Raw genomic sequence first — 14,304 nt, forward strand, 5'->3', positions numbered from 1 at the left:
CAGGCCGGAGCCGGCCTGCCCGACCTCAGACAAGGAACGGCATGTGATGAGCACACTCCCTCGCAGTTTCAGGCATGTCCGGCTTGTGCTGGCACGTGAGAAGGGGGCGCCACAGGGTGACGACCGCAACGGTTATGATCTCCTGGTTCCGCTCGACGACGACAGCCGCCTCGACCCGGCGGAATGGAAAGCCAATCGCGCGGCTTGCCGGGTACGCCGCTTCCAGCCGGGCCAGGCCGACATGATCGGCCTGCTGCGTCGCAAGCCGGGAGGGAGCTGGTTCATCGACTACAAGGAAGGCGAGGACGACGACGAGGCTGGCTATCGCCTCGGCGAGGAGCGCTTCGTCGCCGGAGAATATGTCTCCATCCATGACGGCGACGAGATGCACACCTATCAGGTGCTTTCGGTCAATCGCCCCTGAATGCGGTCAGCCCGCCCTTTTCGAGGGCGGGCTGCTAGCTTTCCGCTTGCGCGGCCCCCAACTCATTTCTCGCTAGCCGTTTCGGAGCGCCGGCTCCCGTCTCGGCCATGATTGCCTCCTTGGCCGGGAAGGCGTTGCGCGCCCGATCCATCAGGGGACGCTCGACCCAGCGGTGCAGAAGCGCGGCGACGGCGAGCGAGGTGACGACGACGTAGACGGGGAAGAGGCCGAACCAAACCCAGTTCGTCTGAGGCAACAGGAGCTGACAGGCCATTGCGCCGATCATCGCGATCGGGACATGGGCGAGGTAGATGCCGTAGGACCAGTCGCCGGCCCGTCGGATCCCCGTTGCCATCGCGCCGTGAACCGTACCAGTCCCGAGCGCCGCAGCCACGAGGAGCGTTGCGGGACCGCCCCAGACGAGCCACCTCCATGCCCCAGGATCGGCGGTGGCCAAGGCGAGGCAACTCACTGCTGCAATCGCCAGGAATGACCGCGCTCCGCTGGGAAGGCTGAGGTTTCCAGTCCGATAGAGCCAGTAAAGGCCGATGCCCGCAGCGAATTCGAGGATGATCGGGCTCGTCCAGAAGCGCGGCGCCAGAGCGACGGGCTGAGCCAATGCCCCCAGCGCTGCAAGCAGAACGAGCAGGCCGACCACGACGATCAGCGCCACGCGTTCCGTGAAAACCAGGGCCATCGCGAAAAGCACGTAGAACGCCATCTCATAGTTGAGTGTCCAGCCGACGGTCAGGATCGGATAGACCAGTCCTTCGGCATTGGCGGCCGGCAGGAAAAGATAGGACGCCGCAACCGACCACCAGGATGCATCGCTCCAGGCCCGGCTTCCGATCGCGATGAAGGCGACGATCATGAAGCTCGTCGTCAGCCAGTACAGAGGGACGACGCGTGCTGAACGCCGCAGGGCGAATTGCCGCCATGCTCCCGGCTGGCCGTAGAGGGAGCGGCTGGAGTAAGCGATGATGAAGCCCGAGATGACGAAGAAGATGTCGACGCCCACGGGGAAGGGAAATATCGACAGCGGCGAATCTATAGGGGCAATCCCCAGATAGCGGGTCGAGATTGCGTTCACTGTGTGCTCTACGAGCACCAGCCCGGCGGCAAGGCCCCGCAGCGCCTGTATACCGTCAAGTTGTAGACGCGATGTCACTTACGGCTCTCGTTATCGTCGAAACGGCACACGCTGTACCACTGCGGATGAAGGATGCCGAGGCTCCCCTCGCATTACTACGGGCAATGACTGAATTCTGTTTCGTCTGTGCTTGTCCCCGCGGCGGCCTCCCGGCCGCGCGAAGAGAGCTTTCTCTACCGATTTTATGGAAGGCGCGGGCGGAGCAGCAGCGAGGGGTGGCCATGTCAGGGCAAAACCGGCCGGCTGACGTTCAAGCTTGCTCTGCGGAGCTGCCGTTTCGATCCAAGCGACGGACTGGCGTCGCCAAGGCCGTGGTGAGCGGGGAGGGGATCGAACCCTCGACCACATGATTAAAAGTCACGTGCTCTACCACTGAGCTACCCGCCCTCACTGACGCGCTGCATAGGCAGGGCCGGCCTTCCGGTCAACATTGTTCGTAGCGCTTCCTCATGGCAGAAGCCCCGCAGAGGTTCCCGATGTCACCGTTCGCCATGTCCCGAAAGCCAAGCCAGATGCGGACCGCGCCCGCCGGCGCGGGCTCACGCGCCCTGCCACGGTCCCGCCCCATCGCGGCAGCCTGAGCCGATGGCGAGCGAGGAAATCCGTCGCTGGCGCGGCTGGACAAGGGTATTCGGGCTGACAGCGCTCGGCGTCATCGCTGCCCTGTTCGGCTTCATCGCGGCCCTTGATCCCTATGGGGCCCGCGTTCAGGCCGGGCAGTCGGCCCGGCCATTGATGGATCTGAACCAGCGCTTCATGTACCCGCAGCTGGTGCGCTCCGGCGCCTTCGACTCCGCGATTCTCGGCACTTCGACCCTGCGGCTGCTCGATCCGGCGATTCTGTCGCAAGGCCTGCAGACGCACCTGGTCAATCTCGGCATGAACGCCGCCACGCCCTGGGAGCAGGTGCAGATCGCCACGCTGTTCGCGCGCAAAACCGCGGCGCCGAAATACGTGATCTGGGGTATCGACCCGTTGTGGTGCGACGCCGACGCGACAGCGGAAGAGAAGCGACTGACGCCGCGGCCGTTCCCGCCCTGGCTCTACGACGATGCCACATGGAACGATTGGGCGAAGCAGCTCAACTTCACCACGCTCGAAATCGCCGTCCGACTCGCCGGGCATCGGCTCGGTCTGGTGCCGCCGCGGATCCGCAGTGACGGCTATGAGGTCTTCACGCCGCCCGAAGCCAGCTACGACCTCGCCCGCGCCCGTTTCCATCTCTATCGCCACACTGACGGCAAGGTGTCCGATCTGGCGCCGCTCTCGCCGCCGGAGTTCGTCGCGGCGGAGCAGCGGGCCGCGTGGCGCTTTCCGGCGCTGGCGTGGCTCGACCAGGCTCTCGCCGCCTTTCCGCAGCAGACGCGCCGCATCCTTGTCCTGCCTCCGATCCATGGCGCGACCTTGCCGCGCGAGGGGACGGCCGGGTTCGAGCGGCAGCAGGCCTGCAAGGCGCGGATCGCGGCGATCGCGGCCCGGCACGGAGCGATCATCGCCGATTATGCCCATCTCTCGCCGCTGACCCGCGAGGACACGAACTACTGGGATCCGCTGCATTACCGGCTGCCGATCGCGCGGCGGATCGAGGCCGACCTGATCGCGCTTGGCAGGGGTGAAAAGCCACCGGCGGACCCGGCTCTGCAGGTGGTTGAACCCATTCGTTAACGCGGCATAAACCAAGCCGTTCTAGCGTCGTGGCATGGTCATTCGTCGCGGCGTCCGCTCCATCCTGATCACTCTGGCGCTCTACCTCGTCTCGAGCGGGGTCGTCGGCTACTTCCTGTTCCATGCGCAACACGGTGCGCGCGGGCTGGAGGCGCTGGGCGGTCTCCGGGAGAAGCTCGGCGAGATGGAAGTCGAGATCGCGGAGCTCACTGCCGAGCGGCAGGTCTGGGAGAAGCGCCTCAGCCTGATGCGCGACCAGGCCGTCGATCGCGACCTTCTCGAGGAGCGTGCCCGGGCGAGCCTGGGGCGGATCCATCGCAACGACGTCGTCGTGATGGGGCGTTGAGGCGTCGGCAGCCCCTGCATTAGTCGCAAAAAGATCGATTAACCGAATTCAAGTTAAGTTCTTATAATAAAGTAATTCCAGCATGTTAGATCATGTTGCAGTGCGAGATGCCTATCTCGCCAAGGCTTTGGCGTTCCTCTACAACCGAAGCAGTTGAGCTTCGGAGGACTGCTTATGGCCATTGCCGCGCGTAAGACGAAGGCGGGTGCTCCTGCCAAGGCGGCCGGAAAGACCCCGGCGAAGGCTGCGGCGAGAACGGCCAAGAGTGACAGCAAGGCGATCCCGAATACTCCGGTCTTCGACAAGGAAGAGGAGTTGCACGCCTATCGCGAGATGCTGCTGATCCGGCGTTTCGAGGAGAAGGCCGGCCAGATGTACGGCATGGGCCTGATCGGCGGGTTCTGCCATCTCTATATCGGCCAGGAGGCCGTGGTGATCGGCATGCAGATGGCCTCAAAGGAAGGCGATCAGATCATCACCGGCTATCGCGACCACGGCCACATGCTGGCCTGCGGCATGGAATCGCGCGGCGTGATGGCCGAGCTGACCGGCCGGCGCGGCGGCTATTCGCGCGGCAAGGGCGGCTCGATGCACATGTTCAGCCGCGAGAAGAATTTCTATGGCGGTCACGGCATCGTCGGCGCCCAGGTCTCGCTCGGTGCCGGTCTCGGCTTCGCCAACTGGTATCGCCAGGACGGGCGAGTATCGATGGCCTATTTCGGCGACGGCGCCGCCAATCAGGGCCAGGTCTATGAGAGCTTCAACATGGCGCAGCTCTGGAAGCTGCCGGTGGTGTTCGTGATCGAGAACAACCGCTACGCCATGGGCACCTCGGTCAACCGCGCTTCGGCCCAGACCGACTTCTCGCGCCGCGGCGTCTCCTTCGGCATCCCCGGCGAGCAGGTCGACGGCATGGACGTGCGCGCGGTGCGCGCCGCCGGTCAGCGGGCGATCGACCACGCCCGGTCCGGCAAGGGGCCCTACATCCTGGAGATGCAGACCTATCGCTATCGCGGGCATTCGATGTCCGACCCGGCGAAGTACCGCTCCAAGGACGAGGTCCAGCGCATGCGCGAGGAGCACGACCCGATCGAGCAGGTGCGGGGCCGTCTGACGCGCGAGCACAAGATCGGCGAGGACGAGTTCAAGGCGATCGACGCCAAGGTTCGCGAGATCGTCAACGACGCAGCCGAGTTCGCGACGCACGATCCCGAGCCGGACGTCTCGGAGCTCTTCACCGACATCCTGCTGGAGCCGGCGCAGGCCTGACCAGGCGCTGCGCTCCCTCATCGACCTTTCAGCCCCGACGGGCTTTCCAGAAATCCAGGTGCGTTCATGCCGATCGACATTCTCATGCCTGCGCTGTCGCCGACCATGGAGCAGGGCAAGCTCGCCAAATGGCTGAAAGCCGAAGGCGACAAGGTCAAGGCCGGCGACATCATCGCCGAAATCGAGACTGACAAGGCGACGATGGAAGTCGAGGCGGTCGACGAGGGCATCCTCGCCAAGATCCTGATCGCCGACGGCACCGAAAACGTCGCGGTCAACACGCCGATAGGCGTGATCGCCGCCGACGGCGAGGATGTGAACGCCGCCGCCAGCGGTGCCGCCAAGGCGGAAGCAACGCCGGCCGCTGCGGCCGAACCGGAGAAGGCCGCCGAGGCGCCGGCCGAGAAGCCTGCGCCGGCATCGGCCCCGAGCGTCCCGGCCCAGGCCAAGTCTTACGACGCCTCGTCGGAGTTCCCGGCCGGAGTCGAGGTCGTCACGATGACGATGCGCGAGGCGCTGCGCGACGCGATGGCCGAGGAGATGCGCCGCGACGCCGACGTCTTCGTCATGGGCGAGGAGGTCGCCGAGTACCAGGGCGCCTACAAGGTCACCCAGGGCCTGCTGCAGGAGTTCGGCGCGCGCCGTGTGATCGACACCCCGATCACCGAGCACGGCTTTGCCGGCATCGGCGTCGGCGCGGCGCTGACCGGCCTGCGGCCCATCGTCGAGTTCATGACCTTCAACTTCGCCATGCAGGCGATCGACCAGATCATCAACTCGGCCGCCAAGACGCTCTACATGTCCGGCGGTCAGATGGGTTGCCCGATCGTCTTCCGCGGCCCGAACGGCGCGGCCGCCCGCGTCGGCGCCCAGCACAGCCACGACTACGCCGCCTGGTATTCGAACGTGCCGGGCCTGAAGGTGGTGATGCCTTACAGCGCCTCGGACGCGAAGGGCCTGCTGAAGAGCGCGATCCGCGATCCCAACCCGATCATCTTCCTCGAGAACGAGATCCTCTACGGGCGCTCCTTCGAGGTGCCGAAGGGCGACGATTTCCTGGTTCCGATCGGCAAGGCCAAGGTGGTGCGCCCCGGCACCGACGTGACGATCGTCTCCTTCGGCATCGGCATGACCTATGCGCTCGGCGCCGCCGAGGCGCTGGCCAAGGACGGCATCGAGGCCGAGGTCATCGACCTGCGCACGATCCGGCCGATGGACATCGAGACCGTGATCGCCTCCGTGCAGAAGACCAATCGCTGCGTCGCGGTCGAGGAGGGCTTCCCGCAATCCGGCGTCACCGCCGAGATCGGCATGAAGATCATGGAGGCTGCCTTCGACTATCTCGATGCCCCGGTCGCCCGTGTCACCGGCAAGGACGTGCCGATGCCCTACGCAGCCAATCTCGAGAAGCTCGCGCTTCCGAATGTCGGCGAGGTCGTCGCGGCGGCCAAGGCCGTCTGCTACAGGGCCTGACACGTGCAGTTGACGATCGGAGCCATGATCGCTTCGGTCGCCCTCGCACTGATCGGGGGGCTGTCGGCCTATGCCTATGTCCAGCCGAAGCGTCGGCTGGCGCCCCGCCCGCTGGTGCCGCGCGACCTCGCTTTGGCGAGGCTCAGCCTGCACCGCGTCGACCTCATCTCCTTCGTGCTGGCGGCGGCCGGCGTCCTGACGCTCATTCCTGAATCGGTCCAGGCCTTCGCGCCCGAGCTGATGGGAGGGCGGACAATCGCCGGCACCGCGCTCGAACGTCTCGACTATATCGCCTTCGTTCTCGTCTCCCTCAGCTTCGGCATGGGCACTGTCCGCCGTATGCTGATCATCGCATTGGAAAAAGCGAGCCTCCAGCCATGCCCGTGAACATCCTGATGCCCGCGCTGTCTCCGACCATGGAGAAGGGCAACCTCGCCAAGTGGCTCAAGAAGGAGGGCGACTCGATCAAGGCCGGCGACATCATCGCCGAGATCGAGACCGACAAGGCGACCATGGAGGTCGAGGCGGTCGATGAGGGCGTGCTGGCGAAGATCGTCGTGCCGGAGGGCACCGCCGACGTCGCCGTCAACGAGATCATCGGCGTGATCGCCGGCGAGGGCGAGGACGCCAAGAGCGTCTCGGCCCCGAGTGCCGCGCCGGGCAAGGCCGAGCCTGCACCGAAGGCAGAAGCCAAGGCGGCGGCGCCCGCTCCGGCAGTGTCCGCTCCGGCCGCGCCTGCGGCCGCACCAGCTCCGGCCGCGGCGCCCGCCGCCCAGGCCCCGGCAGCGGCCTCCGGCGAGCGTCCCTTCGCCTCGCCGCTGGCGCGCCGCCTCGCCAAGGAAGCCGGTATCGATCTCGGCAAGGTCCAGGGCTCGGGTCCGCATGGCCGCATCGTCGAGAAGGACATCGAAGCCGCCAGGCAGGGCGGTGCTGCGAAGGCCACTCCGGCTGCGGCCGCCGCTCCGGCAGCTGCTGCGCCGAAAGCCGCCGCGGCGCCGCTCGCCTCCGGCCCGTCGGACGATCAGGTCAAGAAGCTGTTCGCGCCGGGCTCCTATGAGGAGATCCCGCATGACGGCATGCGCAAGACGATCGCGCGCCGCCTGACCGAGGCCAAGCAGACCATCCCGCATTTCTACGTGACGGTCGATTGCGAGCTCGACGCGCTCTTGAAGCTGCGGGCCGAGCTCAATACCGCTGCTCCGGAGAAGGACGGCAAGCCGGCTTACAAGCTCTCGGTCAACGACATGGTGATCAAGGCGCTCGCCCTTGCGCTGCGGGCTGTGCCGGACGCCAACGTCTCCTGGACCGACGGCGCGATGCTGAAGCACAAGCACGCCGATGTCGGCGTCGCGGTTTCGATCCCGGGCGGGCTGATCACGCCGATCGTCCGGGATGCCTGCCACAAGACGCTCTCCCAGATCTCCAACGAGATGAAGGACCTCGCGGCCCGCGCCAAGAACCGCAAGTTGAAGCCCGAGGAATACCAGGGCGGCACGTCGGCGGTCAGCAATCTCGGCATGTTCGGGGTCAAGGACTTCGCCGCGGTGATCAACCCGCCGCATGCGACGATCCTGGCGGTCGGGGCCGGCGAGCAGCGCGCCGTGGTCAAGGGCGGGCAGCTCGCGGTCGCGACCGTGATGTCGGTGACGCTCTCGACCGACCACCGCGCCGTCGACGGCGCGCTCGGGGCGGAGCTGCTCCAGGCCTTCAAGGGCTATATCGAAAAGCCGATGGCGATGCTGGTGTGAGGTAGCCATGACTCGCCAGGCCCGCATTCTCGCCTTCGGCGACTCCCTGACCTGGGGGCGCATCGCCAACCGGCCGGAGCGACATGGCGACGATGTGCGCTGGCCGCGCGTGCTGGAAAAGGCGCTCGGCGGCTATGCGACGGTGATCGAGGAAGGGCTGAACGGGCGGCGGATCGCATTGGAAGACCCGCTGCGGCCTTACCGCTCCGGTATCGCGCTGCTGCCGCTGTTCATCGAGTGCCATGCGCCGCTCGACCTCGTCATCCTGATGCTCGGCACCAATGACTGCCAGCGCCAGCACTCGCTGGCGCCCTATGACGTTGCCCGTTCGATGCGGATGCTGGCGCAGGTGGCGCAGCGTCCGCCGGTCGAGCCCGGCATGCCGGTGCCGGAAGTGCTGATCGTCTCGCCGCCGCTGGTGCGCATGCCCGACGATCCCGAGCATGAGGCGAACTTCTTCATGGAAGGCGCCCCGGAGAAGATGGCCTTGCTGGCGAAATACTATCGCCGGATCGCCGACGAGATCGGTGCCCATTTCTTCGATGCGGCGGCGGTCGCGAGCGTCACCGGCGCGGACGGCATTCATCTCGACGCCGAGAACACCCGCGCCATCGGACAGGCGCTCGCGCCGGTCGTCGACGGGCTGCTCGGCCTGCCGCTGCCTGCCCGCGGTCCGGCGCTGCGGATCACCGGTCCGTAAGAGAAATTACCGGGGTAGTGCCCCGCAACGTCAACGCCTCCCAAAGATGGGAGGGAAGAGCCGAGGTGCCTTTCATGGCTGATTACGACATCATCATCATCGGTTCCGGCCCTGGCGGCTACATCGCAGCGATCCGCGCGGCGCAGCTCGGCTTCAAGACGGCGATCGTCGAGCGCGAGCATCTCGCCGGCATCTGCTCGAACTGGGGCTGCATCCCGACCAAGGCGCTGCTGCGCTCGGCCGAGATCCTGCATTACGGCCAGCACGCCAAGGATTACGGGCTGACGCTGGAAGGCACGTTCAAGGCCGATCTCGAAGCCGTGGTGAAGCGCTCGCGCGGCATCGCGGTGCGGATGAACAACGGCGTCCAGTTCCTGATGAAGAAGAACAAGGTCGACGTGATCTGGGGCGAGGCCAAGCTCACCAAGGCCAACACGATCGCTGTCGCGCCGACCAAGAAGCCGGCTATGCAGCCGCAGGGGCCGGTGCCGAAAGGCGCCAAGGGCGAGGGCACCTATACCGCCGACCACATCATCGTCGCGACCGGCGCCCGCCCGCGCGTCCTGCCCGGGCTGGAGCCGGACGGCAAGCTGATCTGGACCTATTTCGAGGCGCTGGTGCCGCCGACCATGCCGAAATCGCTGGTGGTGATGGGTTCGGGCGCGATCGGCATCGAGTTCGCCTCGTTCTACCGCACGCTTGGCGCCGAGGTGACGGTCGTCGAGGTGATGCCGCAGGTCGTCCCGGTCGAGGATGCCGAGATCGGCGCCTTCGCGCGAAAAGCCTTCGAGAAGCAGGGCATGAAGATCCTGACCTCGACCAAGGTCACCAAGGTCGAGAAGGGGGCGAACTCCGTCACTGCCCATATCGAGGACGACAAGGGCAACAAGCAGACGATCACCGCCGAGCGGATGATCTCGGCGGTCGGCGTCGTCGCCAATGTCGAGAATCTCGGGCTTGAGGCGCTCGGTGTGAAGCTCGATCGCGGCGTGATCGCGATCGACGGGCTCTGCCGGACCAATGTGAAGGGCGTCTACGCGATCGGCGACGTCGCCGGCCCGCCGATGCTGGCGCACAAGGCCGAGCACGAGGCGGTGATCTGCGTCGAGGCGATCAAGGGCCTGCACCCGCACCCGATGGACAAGGCGATGATCCCGGGCTGCACCTATTGCCACCCGCAGATCGCCAGCGTCGGCCTGACCGAGGCCAAGGCCAAGGAAGCCGGCCACCAGCTCAAGGTCGGCCGCTTCAACTTCGTCGCCAACGGCAAGGCCGTGGCGCTCGGCGAGGACTCGGGCATGGTCAAGACGATCTTCGACGCCAAGACCGGCAAGCTGCTCGGCGCCCATATGGTCGGGCCCGAGGTCACCGAGCTGATCCAGGGCTTCGTCGTCGCGATGAACTTGGAGACCACTGAGGAAGAGCTGATGCACACCATCTTCCCGCATCCGACCCTGTCGGAGACGATGAAGGAGGCCGTGCTCGACGCCTATGGCAAGGTGCTCAACGCCTGAGACCTGCGACTGCGCGCCTGCGTTTGGAGGGCGCTAGCGCAGATCGATCCTGATGCCGACGCCGATGAAGTTCGAACCGGACTTCTTCGGCGCGATCAGGCCGAAAACGCCCGACCGATGATGCAGCCGGGTGACGAACGAGACGCCCGGCGCAGAGGCATGCGAGAACTCCGCCTCGAAGGCGAGATAGTTCAGCGTCCGCGAGGGGCGGACGTCGATGGCGCCCTCGAAGCGCGGCCGCTCCGACGCGACCGACAATCCCTCTCCGACGGCGAGATTGGCCTCGAGCCCGCCGCCAAGCGGGATCTGCCCGGTCCTGAACATCAGCGCCAGCGTGCCCTCCCAATGGCTCTGGCCGCCGAAATGCTTGAGAACCTGGCCTTCGAGCTCGATGCGGTTGCCGCGGAAGGCAAAGTCGGTGAACGGCAGCGGGATCGAGAAGGAAGGCACGATCACCCGCGACAGCCCGGCGCCGGCGAAATTCGTGTCCGAGAAGCTCAGATTGCCGGTGATCGCCCGGCTGGGCACGTCGAGCAGATCGGTGTTGACCCAGCGGCTGACATAGCCTGTCGCGTGCCAGCGCCGCTCTCCGGAACGATCGAAAGCCTCGGCGACCGGACCGCCACCGAACGCAGCCGCAAGCAGCCCTCCCGTCATCAGCACGCCCGAATGGCGTGGCCGGGTTCTGCCTTCGGGGGCGACAACGCCGTCACAGCAGGGCATGGCCGGCATCCTCCTCCACGCTGCCGTAGAGCCAGAGCCTCCAGTCCAAGGCGGTAGGGAAACGCCAAAACGCCGTTCCGTCAACCGTAGCCCCGGGAGGGCGGGGCGGCTCGCGCATTCGGCCACGAGGACAATTGTCTCCTGGCCGCTCCCGTCTATTCTCTGCTGCCGAGGCGCGCTTCCAGAGGATCTGCGCCGAAAGGGTGCAAGGTCGGTCGCTTCCGGAGGTCTCCGATGGACATGCGTGCAATCCTCGTCGCCATCGTGATCGGCCTCGTCGCCGGATGGCTCGCCAGCATCGTGGTCGGTGGCGGCGGACTCGTCCGCTACATCATCACCGGCCTGATCGGCGCCTTCGTCGGCAGCTTCCTGCTCTCGGCGCTCGGCATCAATCTCGGCATCGGCAACCCGCTGGTCTCGCAGATCCTCACCGCGACCATCGGCGCGATCGTCGTCGTGCTGCTGGCCCGGCTGATCGCCTGAGCGTCCGCCTCTGGAAAGAGCGGGATGCGATGCGCATATCGCGGCGATGACGACACGCACGCGCAAGGCCCGCGGTCCCGGCCGGGTCATCGAGGACGACAAGGTCGAGATCCTGCCACCGCAGCGGGGCTTTGCGGTCGACTGGCGCCGACTGCTGCCGCCTGTGGCGTTCGGGACTGCGGCGGGCTTCATCGCCAGCCTCGTCGTCGGTGGCGGCGGCTTCCTGCGTCATGCCGTTGTCGGCCTGCTCGGCATGCTGGTCGGCCAGGGCATCGTGCGCGTCACCGGCTGGCGGGTCTCGACCGGCTCGCGGTTTGCCGACGACATGGCGATGGCGGTGATCGGCGCGATCCTGGTGGTGCTATTGGCGCGTTTCATCGCCTGAAGGCCGGGAACCGGCCGGCAAGGCCGGCGTTGATCGCAAGGCCGCGGGCGTCGCGGTCAGCGAGGGCAGGGGGACTACCATGAACAACGAGATCGTCGCCGCGCTCGGCACGCCGGGCTACGGCTTCTTCATGACGCTGCTGATCGGCATCCTCGCCGGCTGGATCGCCGAGCGGGTGACCTCCTCCGACCACGGGCTCTTCACCAACATGATCGTCGGCGTCGCCGGCTCTTTCGTCGGCAGCCGGCTGGCCGATCTGCTGGAGATTCCGGTCTATGGCTTCTGGCGCACGCTGACCGCCGCCATCGCCGGCGCCTGCCTGCTGATCGTGCTCTGGCGCGCCCTGCGCAACTGAGTCACGCACGGCCGCGGGTTGCCCGCGCGACGCTTCGGGATTAGCTAGACGGCGAGGTCGCCTTTCTCTCGCGGCCGCAGGAAACGGACCCATCCATGGCCGTCGTGCTCGACCTTCTGAACCGCGACCCGCGTCCCAATATCGGCAATCCGAAGGCCGAGGCGAAGCCGGGCGGCGAACTGCGCCATCCCGAGAAGCAGAAGCGCGCCGAGAATCCGATCCTGCGCAAGCCGGACTGGATCCGCGTCAAGGCGCCGGGCTCGCCGAAATGGGCCGAGACCCAGAAGATCGTGAAGGCCGAGAAGCTCGTCACCGTCTGCGAGGAGGCGGGCTGCCCCAATATCGGCGAGTGCTGGGAAAAGAAGCACGCCACCTTCATGATCATGGGCGACACCTGCACGCGGGCCTGTGCCTTCTGCAACGTCAAGACCGGCGTGCCGGAAGCGCTCGACCATGAGGAGCCGCGCAAGGTCGCCGAGGCCGTCGCCAAGCTCGGGCTCGAGCATGTCGTGATCACCTCGGTCGACCGCGACGACCTGAAGGATGGTGGCGCCGAGCATTTCGCCCGCGTCATCCGCGCCATCCGCGAGGCCTCCCCGACGACGACCATCGAGATCCTGACGCCGGACTTCCTGCGCAAGCCCGGCGCGCTTGAAGTCGTGGTCGCGGCCAAGCCCGACGTCTTCAACCACAACCTCGAAACCGTCCCCGGCAAGTACCTGACGGTGCGCCCGGGCGCGCGCTACTTCCATTCGCTTCGGCTGCTGCAGCGGGTGAAGGAGCTCGACCCGACCATTTTCACCAAGTCCGGCATCATGGTCGGCCTCGGCGAGGAGCGGAATGAGGTGCTCCAGCTGATGGACGATCTGCGCTCCGCCGAGGTCGATTTCATCACCATCGGCCAGTACCTGGCGCCGTCGCGCAAGCACCATGCGGTGATCCGCTTCGTCACGCCCGACGAGTTCAAGAGCTTCGAGACCATCGCCTATGTGAAGGGCTTCCTGATGGTCTCCGCGACGCCGCTGACCCGCTCCTCGCACCATGCCGGCGAGGACTTCGCCAAGCTGCGGGCGGCGCGCGCCGCGAAGACGGGCGCCTGAGAGCGGCTCTCCGATGCCGATGTTCAACAGCACCAGGCGGGTGAAGCACTCGTCCGCGGAGATGTTCGCTCTCGTGGCGGATGTCGAGAAGTACCCGCAGTTCCTGCCGCTCTGCGAAGGGCTCGTGGTGCGCAGGCGGACGCCGCGTGAAGGGGGAGGCGAAGTGCTGCTCGCCGACATGACCGTCGGCTACAAGGCGATCCGCGAGACCTTCACCAGCCGCGTCACGCTCGATCCGGCCAATCTCAAGATCCTGGTCGAATATGTCGACGGACCGTTCCGCTATCTTGAGAACCGCTGGAGCTTCCGGCCGGCCGAGAAGGGCTCGGAGGTGGTGTTCTTCATCTCCTACGAGTTCGCCAGCCGCATGCTCGGCCTGCTGATGGGCGCGATGTTCGACAAGGCTTTCCGCAAGTTCGCCGAGGCGTTCGAGCGCCGGGCCGACGCAGTCTATGGCGCCGGGGTGCCCCTCACTTCAGGCTGAGCGAGGCTTCGCGCAGCAGATCGAGTGCTTCCAGCACGCTGAGGCGGCGGATCTCGTCGCGGCCGAGCGCGCCGAAGCGCTTCTCGCGATGGAGTGTCCGGTCCGCTCCTGCGCAGGCGAAATGGACGAGGCCGACGGGCTTTGCCTCGCTGCCACCATCGGGGCCCGCAACCCCCGTGATGGAGACGGCGAGACGCGCGGAAAGCCGTTCCCGTCCGCCTTCGGCCATTGCCCGCGCCACCGGCTCGCTGACTGCCCCGTGCCGAAGTATCAGTTCGGGCGGGACATTGGCGAGCGTCGTCTTGGCTTCGTTGGAGTAGGTGACGAGGCCTCCGAGCACCATGCTCGACGAGCCTGCAATCGCCGTCAGGGCGCCGCAGACCAGCCCTCCAGTGCAGGATTCGACCGTGGCGACAGTGATGCCGCGCTCGCGCGAGATGTTCAGGAGCTCGGCGGCCAGCGAACGAGTCTCGAGGTCGAACATG

17 protein-coding genes and 1 tRNA gene are annotated in these 14,304 nt (G+C 66.4%); 14 read left to right on the plus strand and 4 right to left on the minus strand.

What is annotated here, in order from left to right:
• Positions 1–46 precede the first annotated feature (46 nt).
• Positions 47–424, plus strand: a complete 378-nt coding sequence (locus AC1REK_RS10675) for a hypothetical protein (protein WP_316021319.1) — start codon at positions 47–49, stop codon at positions 422–424.
• A 34-nt stretch (positions 425–458) separates the two neighbouring features.
• On the opposite strand, the gene AC1REK_RS10680 is transcribed toward AC1REK_RS10675, so the two are convergent.
• Together AC1REK_RS10680 and AC1REK_RS10685 are read right to left on the minus strand one after the other, a co-directional pair.
• Positions 459–1,592, minus strand: a complete 1,134-nt coding sequence (locus tag AC1REK_RS10680; protein ID WP_492268057.1) for an acyltransferase family protein — start codon at positions 1,590–1,592, stop codon at positions 459–461.
• Positions 1,593–1,886: 294 nt separating this feature from the next.
• Positions 1,887–1,961: transfer RNA gene (locus AC1REK_RS10685), tRNA-Lys, on the minus strand.
• 198 nt (positions 1,962–2,159) lie between these two features.
• On the opposite strand from AC1REK_RS10685, the gene AC1REK_RS10690 reads away from it, so the two are divergent.
• The 8 genes from AC1REK_RS10690 to lpdA all read left to right on the plus strand — a co-directional run bounded on the left by AC1REK_RS10690 (position 2,160) and on the right by lpdA (position 10,289).
• Complete coding sequence (locus AC1REK_RS10690; protein WP_492268056.1) at positions 2,160–3,239, plus strand: hypothetical protein; 1,080 nt, start codon at positions 2,160–2,162, stop codon at positions 3,237–3,239.
• Positions 3,240–3,273: 34 nt separating this feature from the next.
• Positions 3,274–3,585, plus strand: a complete 312-nt coding sequence (locus AC1REK_RS10695; RefSeq protein ID WP_066469090.1) for an FtsB family cell division protein — start codon at positions 3,274–3,276, stop codon at positions 3,583–3,585.
• 174 nt (positions 3,586–3,759) lie between these two features.
• Complete coding sequence (pdhA, locus tag AC1REK_RS10700) at positions 3,760–4,854, plus strand: pyruvate dehydrogenase (acetyl-transferring) E1 component subunit alpha (RefSeq protein WP_327521729.1); 1,095 nt, start codon at positions 3,760–3,762, stop codon at positions 4,852–4,854.
• Positions 4,855–4,920: 66 nt separating this feature from the next.
• A complete protein-coding gene (locus AC1REK_RS10705; protein WP_492268055.1) occupies positions 4,921–6,327 on the plus strand; it encodes a pyruvate dehydrogenase complex E1 component subunit beta in 1,407 nt (468 codons plus the stop codon).
• Between the two features lie 24 nt (positions 6,328–6,351).
• Entirely contained in the window at positions 6,352–6,714 is a 363-nt protein-coding gene (locus AC1REK_RS10710; RefSeq protein WP_492268054.1) for a hypothetical protein, read from the plus strand.
• The gene (locus tag AC1REK_RS10715) at positions 6,705–8,075 is read left to right on the plus strand and encodes a pyruvate dehydrogenase complex dihydrolipoamide acetyltransferase (protein ID WP_492268053.1); all 1,371 of its coding nucleotides are present in this window, start codon (positions 6,705–6,707) and stop codon (positions 8,073–8,075) included. Before AC1REK_RS10710 ends, AC1REK_RS10715 begins: the two co-directional genes overlap by 10 nt.
• A gap of 7 nt (positions 8,076–8,082) precedes the next feature.
• Positions 8,083–8,775, plus strand: a complete 693-nt coding sequence (locus AC1REK_RS10720) for an SGNH/GDSL hydrolase family protein (RefSeq protein ID WP_492268052.1) — start codon at positions 8,083–8,085, stop codon at positions 8,773–8,775.
• Positions 8,776–8,849: 74 nt separating this feature from the next.
• Positions 8,850–10,289: a dihydrolipoyl dehydrogenase gene (gene lpdA / locus AC1REK_RS10725; protein ID WP_492268051.1), complete on the plus strand. Its 1,440-nt coding sequence runs from the start codon at positions 8,850–8,852 to the stop codon at positions 10,287–10,289.
• 33 nt (positions 10,290–10,322) lie between these two features.
• Here the strand turns inward: lpdA and AC1REK_RS10730 are convergent, their stop codons facing one another.
• The gene (locus AC1REK_RS10730) at positions 10,323–11,012 is read right to left on the minus strand and encodes a hypothetical protein (RefSeq protein WP_492268050.1); all 690 of its coding nucleotides are present in this window, start codon (positions 11,010–11,012) and stop codon (positions 10,323–10,325) included.
• A 234-nt stretch (positions 11,013–11,246) separates the two neighbouring features.
• On the opposite strand from AC1REK_RS10730, the gene AC1REK_RS10735 reads away from it, so the two are divergent.
• From AC1REK_RS10735 to AC1REK_RS10755, 5 genes are all read left to right on the plus strand, one after another.
• Entirely contained in the window at positions 11,247–11,495 is a 249-nt protein-coding gene (locus tag AC1REK_RS10735; RefSeq protein WP_492268049.1) for a GlsB/YeaQ/YmgE family stress response membrane protein, read from the plus strand.
• A gap of 46 nt (positions 11,496–11,541) precedes the next feature.
• Entirely contained in the window at positions 11,542–11,880 is a 339-nt protein-coding gene (locus AC1REK_RS10740) for a GlsB/YeaQ/YmgE family stress response membrane protein (protein WP_492268048.1), read from the plus strand.
• Positions 11,881–11,959: 79 nt separating this feature from the next.
• Positions 11,960–12,235 (plus strand): GlsB/YeaQ/YmgE family stress response membrane protein, encoded by a 276-nt coding sequence (locus tag AC1REK_RS10745; RefSeq protein WP_492268047.1) that lies wholly within the window; start codon positions 11,960–11,962, stop codon positions 12,233–12,235.
• Positions 12,236–12,330: 95 nt separating this feature from the next.
• Entirely contained in the window at positions 12,331–13,335 is a 1,005-nt protein-coding gene (gene lipA, locus AC1REK_RS10750) for a lipoyl synthase (RefSeq protein WP_327521718.1), read from the plus strand.
• A 13-nt stretch (positions 13,336–13,348) separates the two neighbouring features.
• Positions 13,349–13,819 carry a type II toxin-antitoxin system RatA family toxin gene (locus AC1REK_RS10755; RefSeq protein WP_316019256.1) on the plus strand — a complete coding sequence of 157 codons (471 nt, stop codon included), beginning with the start codon at positions 13,349–13,351 and terminating at the stop codon, positions 13,817–13,819.
• Here AC1REK_RS10755 and AC1REK_RS10760 read toward each other — a convergent pair.
• Positions 13,806–14,303, minus strand: a complete 498-nt coding sequence (locus AC1REK_RS10760; RefSeq protein WP_492268046.1) for a CinA family protein — start codon at positions 14,301–14,303, stop codon at positions 13,806–13,808. The two genes, AC1REK_RS10755 and AC1REK_RS10760, sit on opposite strands and share 14 nt — an antisense overlap.
• Position 14,304: the final 1 nt, after the last annotated feature.

Source organism: Allobosea sp. GW823-FHT02B03 (assembly GCF_058797755.1).

Excerpts from the sequence above, each read along its gene's own strand:
- pdhA (WP_327521729.1), top strand. The coding sequence starts at position 3,760 with ATGGCCATTGCCGCGCGTAAGACGAAGGCGGGTGCTCCTGCCAAGGCG.
- AC1REK_RS10745 (WP_492268047.1), top strand. The coding sequence starts at position 11,960 with ATGAACAACGAGATCGTCGCCGCGCTCGGCACGCCGGGCTACGGCTTC.
- AC1REK_RS10675 (WP_316021319.1), top strand. The coding sequence starts at position 47 with ATGAGCACACTCCCTCGCAGTTTCAGGCATGTCCGGCTTGTGCTGGCA.
- AC1REK_RS10695 (WP_066469090.1), top strand. The coding sequence starts at position 3,274 with ATGGTCATTCGTCGCGGCGTCCGCTCCATCCTGATCACTCTGGCGCTC.
- AC1REK_RS10730 (WP_492268050.1), bottom strand. The coding sequence starts at position 11,012 with ATGCCCTGCTGTGACGGCGTTGTCGCCCCCGAAGGCAGAACCCGGCCA.
- AC1REK_RS10710 (WP_492268054.1), top strand. The coding sequence starts at position 6,352 with ATGATCGCTTCGGTCGCCCTCGCACTGATCGGGGGGCTGTCGGCCTAT.
- lipA (WP_327521718.1), top strand. The coding sequence starts at position 12,331 with ATGGCCGTCGTGCTCGACCTTCTGAACCGCGACCCGCGTCCCAATATC.
- AC1REK_RS10690 (WP_492268056.1), top strand. The coding sequence starts at position 2,160 with ATGGCGAGCGAGGAAATCCGTCGCTGGCGCGGCTGGACAAGGGTATTC.
- AC1REK_RS10720 (WP_492268052.1), top strand. The coding sequence starts at position 8,083 with ATGACTCGCCAGGCCCGCATTCTCGCCTTCGGCGACTCCCTGACCTGG.
- AC1REK_RS10715 (WP_492268053.1), top strand. The coding sequence starts at position 6,705 with ATGCCCGTGAACATCCTGATGCCCGCGCTGTCTCCGACCATGGAGAAG.
- AC1REK_RS10755 (WP_316019256.1), top strand. The coding sequence starts at position 13,349 with ATGCCGATGTTCAACAGCACCAGGCGGGTGAAGCACTCGTCCGCGGAG.
- AC1REK_RS10760 (WP_492268046.1), bottom strand. The coding sequence starts at position 14,303 with ATGTTCGACCTCGAGACTCGTTCGCTGGCCGCCGAGCTCCTGAACATC.
- AC1REK_RS10705 (WP_492268055.1), top strand. The coding sequence starts at position 4,921 with ATGCCGATCGACATTCTCATGCCTGCGCTGTCGCCGACCATGGAGCAG.
- AC1REK_RS10740 (WP_492268048.1), top strand. The coding sequence starts at position 11,542 with ATGACGACACGCACGCGCAAGGCCCGCGGTCCCGGCCGGGTCATCGAG.
- AC1REK_RS10735 (WP_492268049.1), top strand. The coding sequence starts at position 11,247 with ATGGACATGCGTGCAATCCTCGTCGCCATCGTGATCGGCCTCGTCGCC.
- lpdA (WP_492268051.1), top strand. The coding sequence starts at position 8,850 with ATGGCTGATTACGACATCATCATCATCGGTTCCGGCCCTGGCGGCTAC.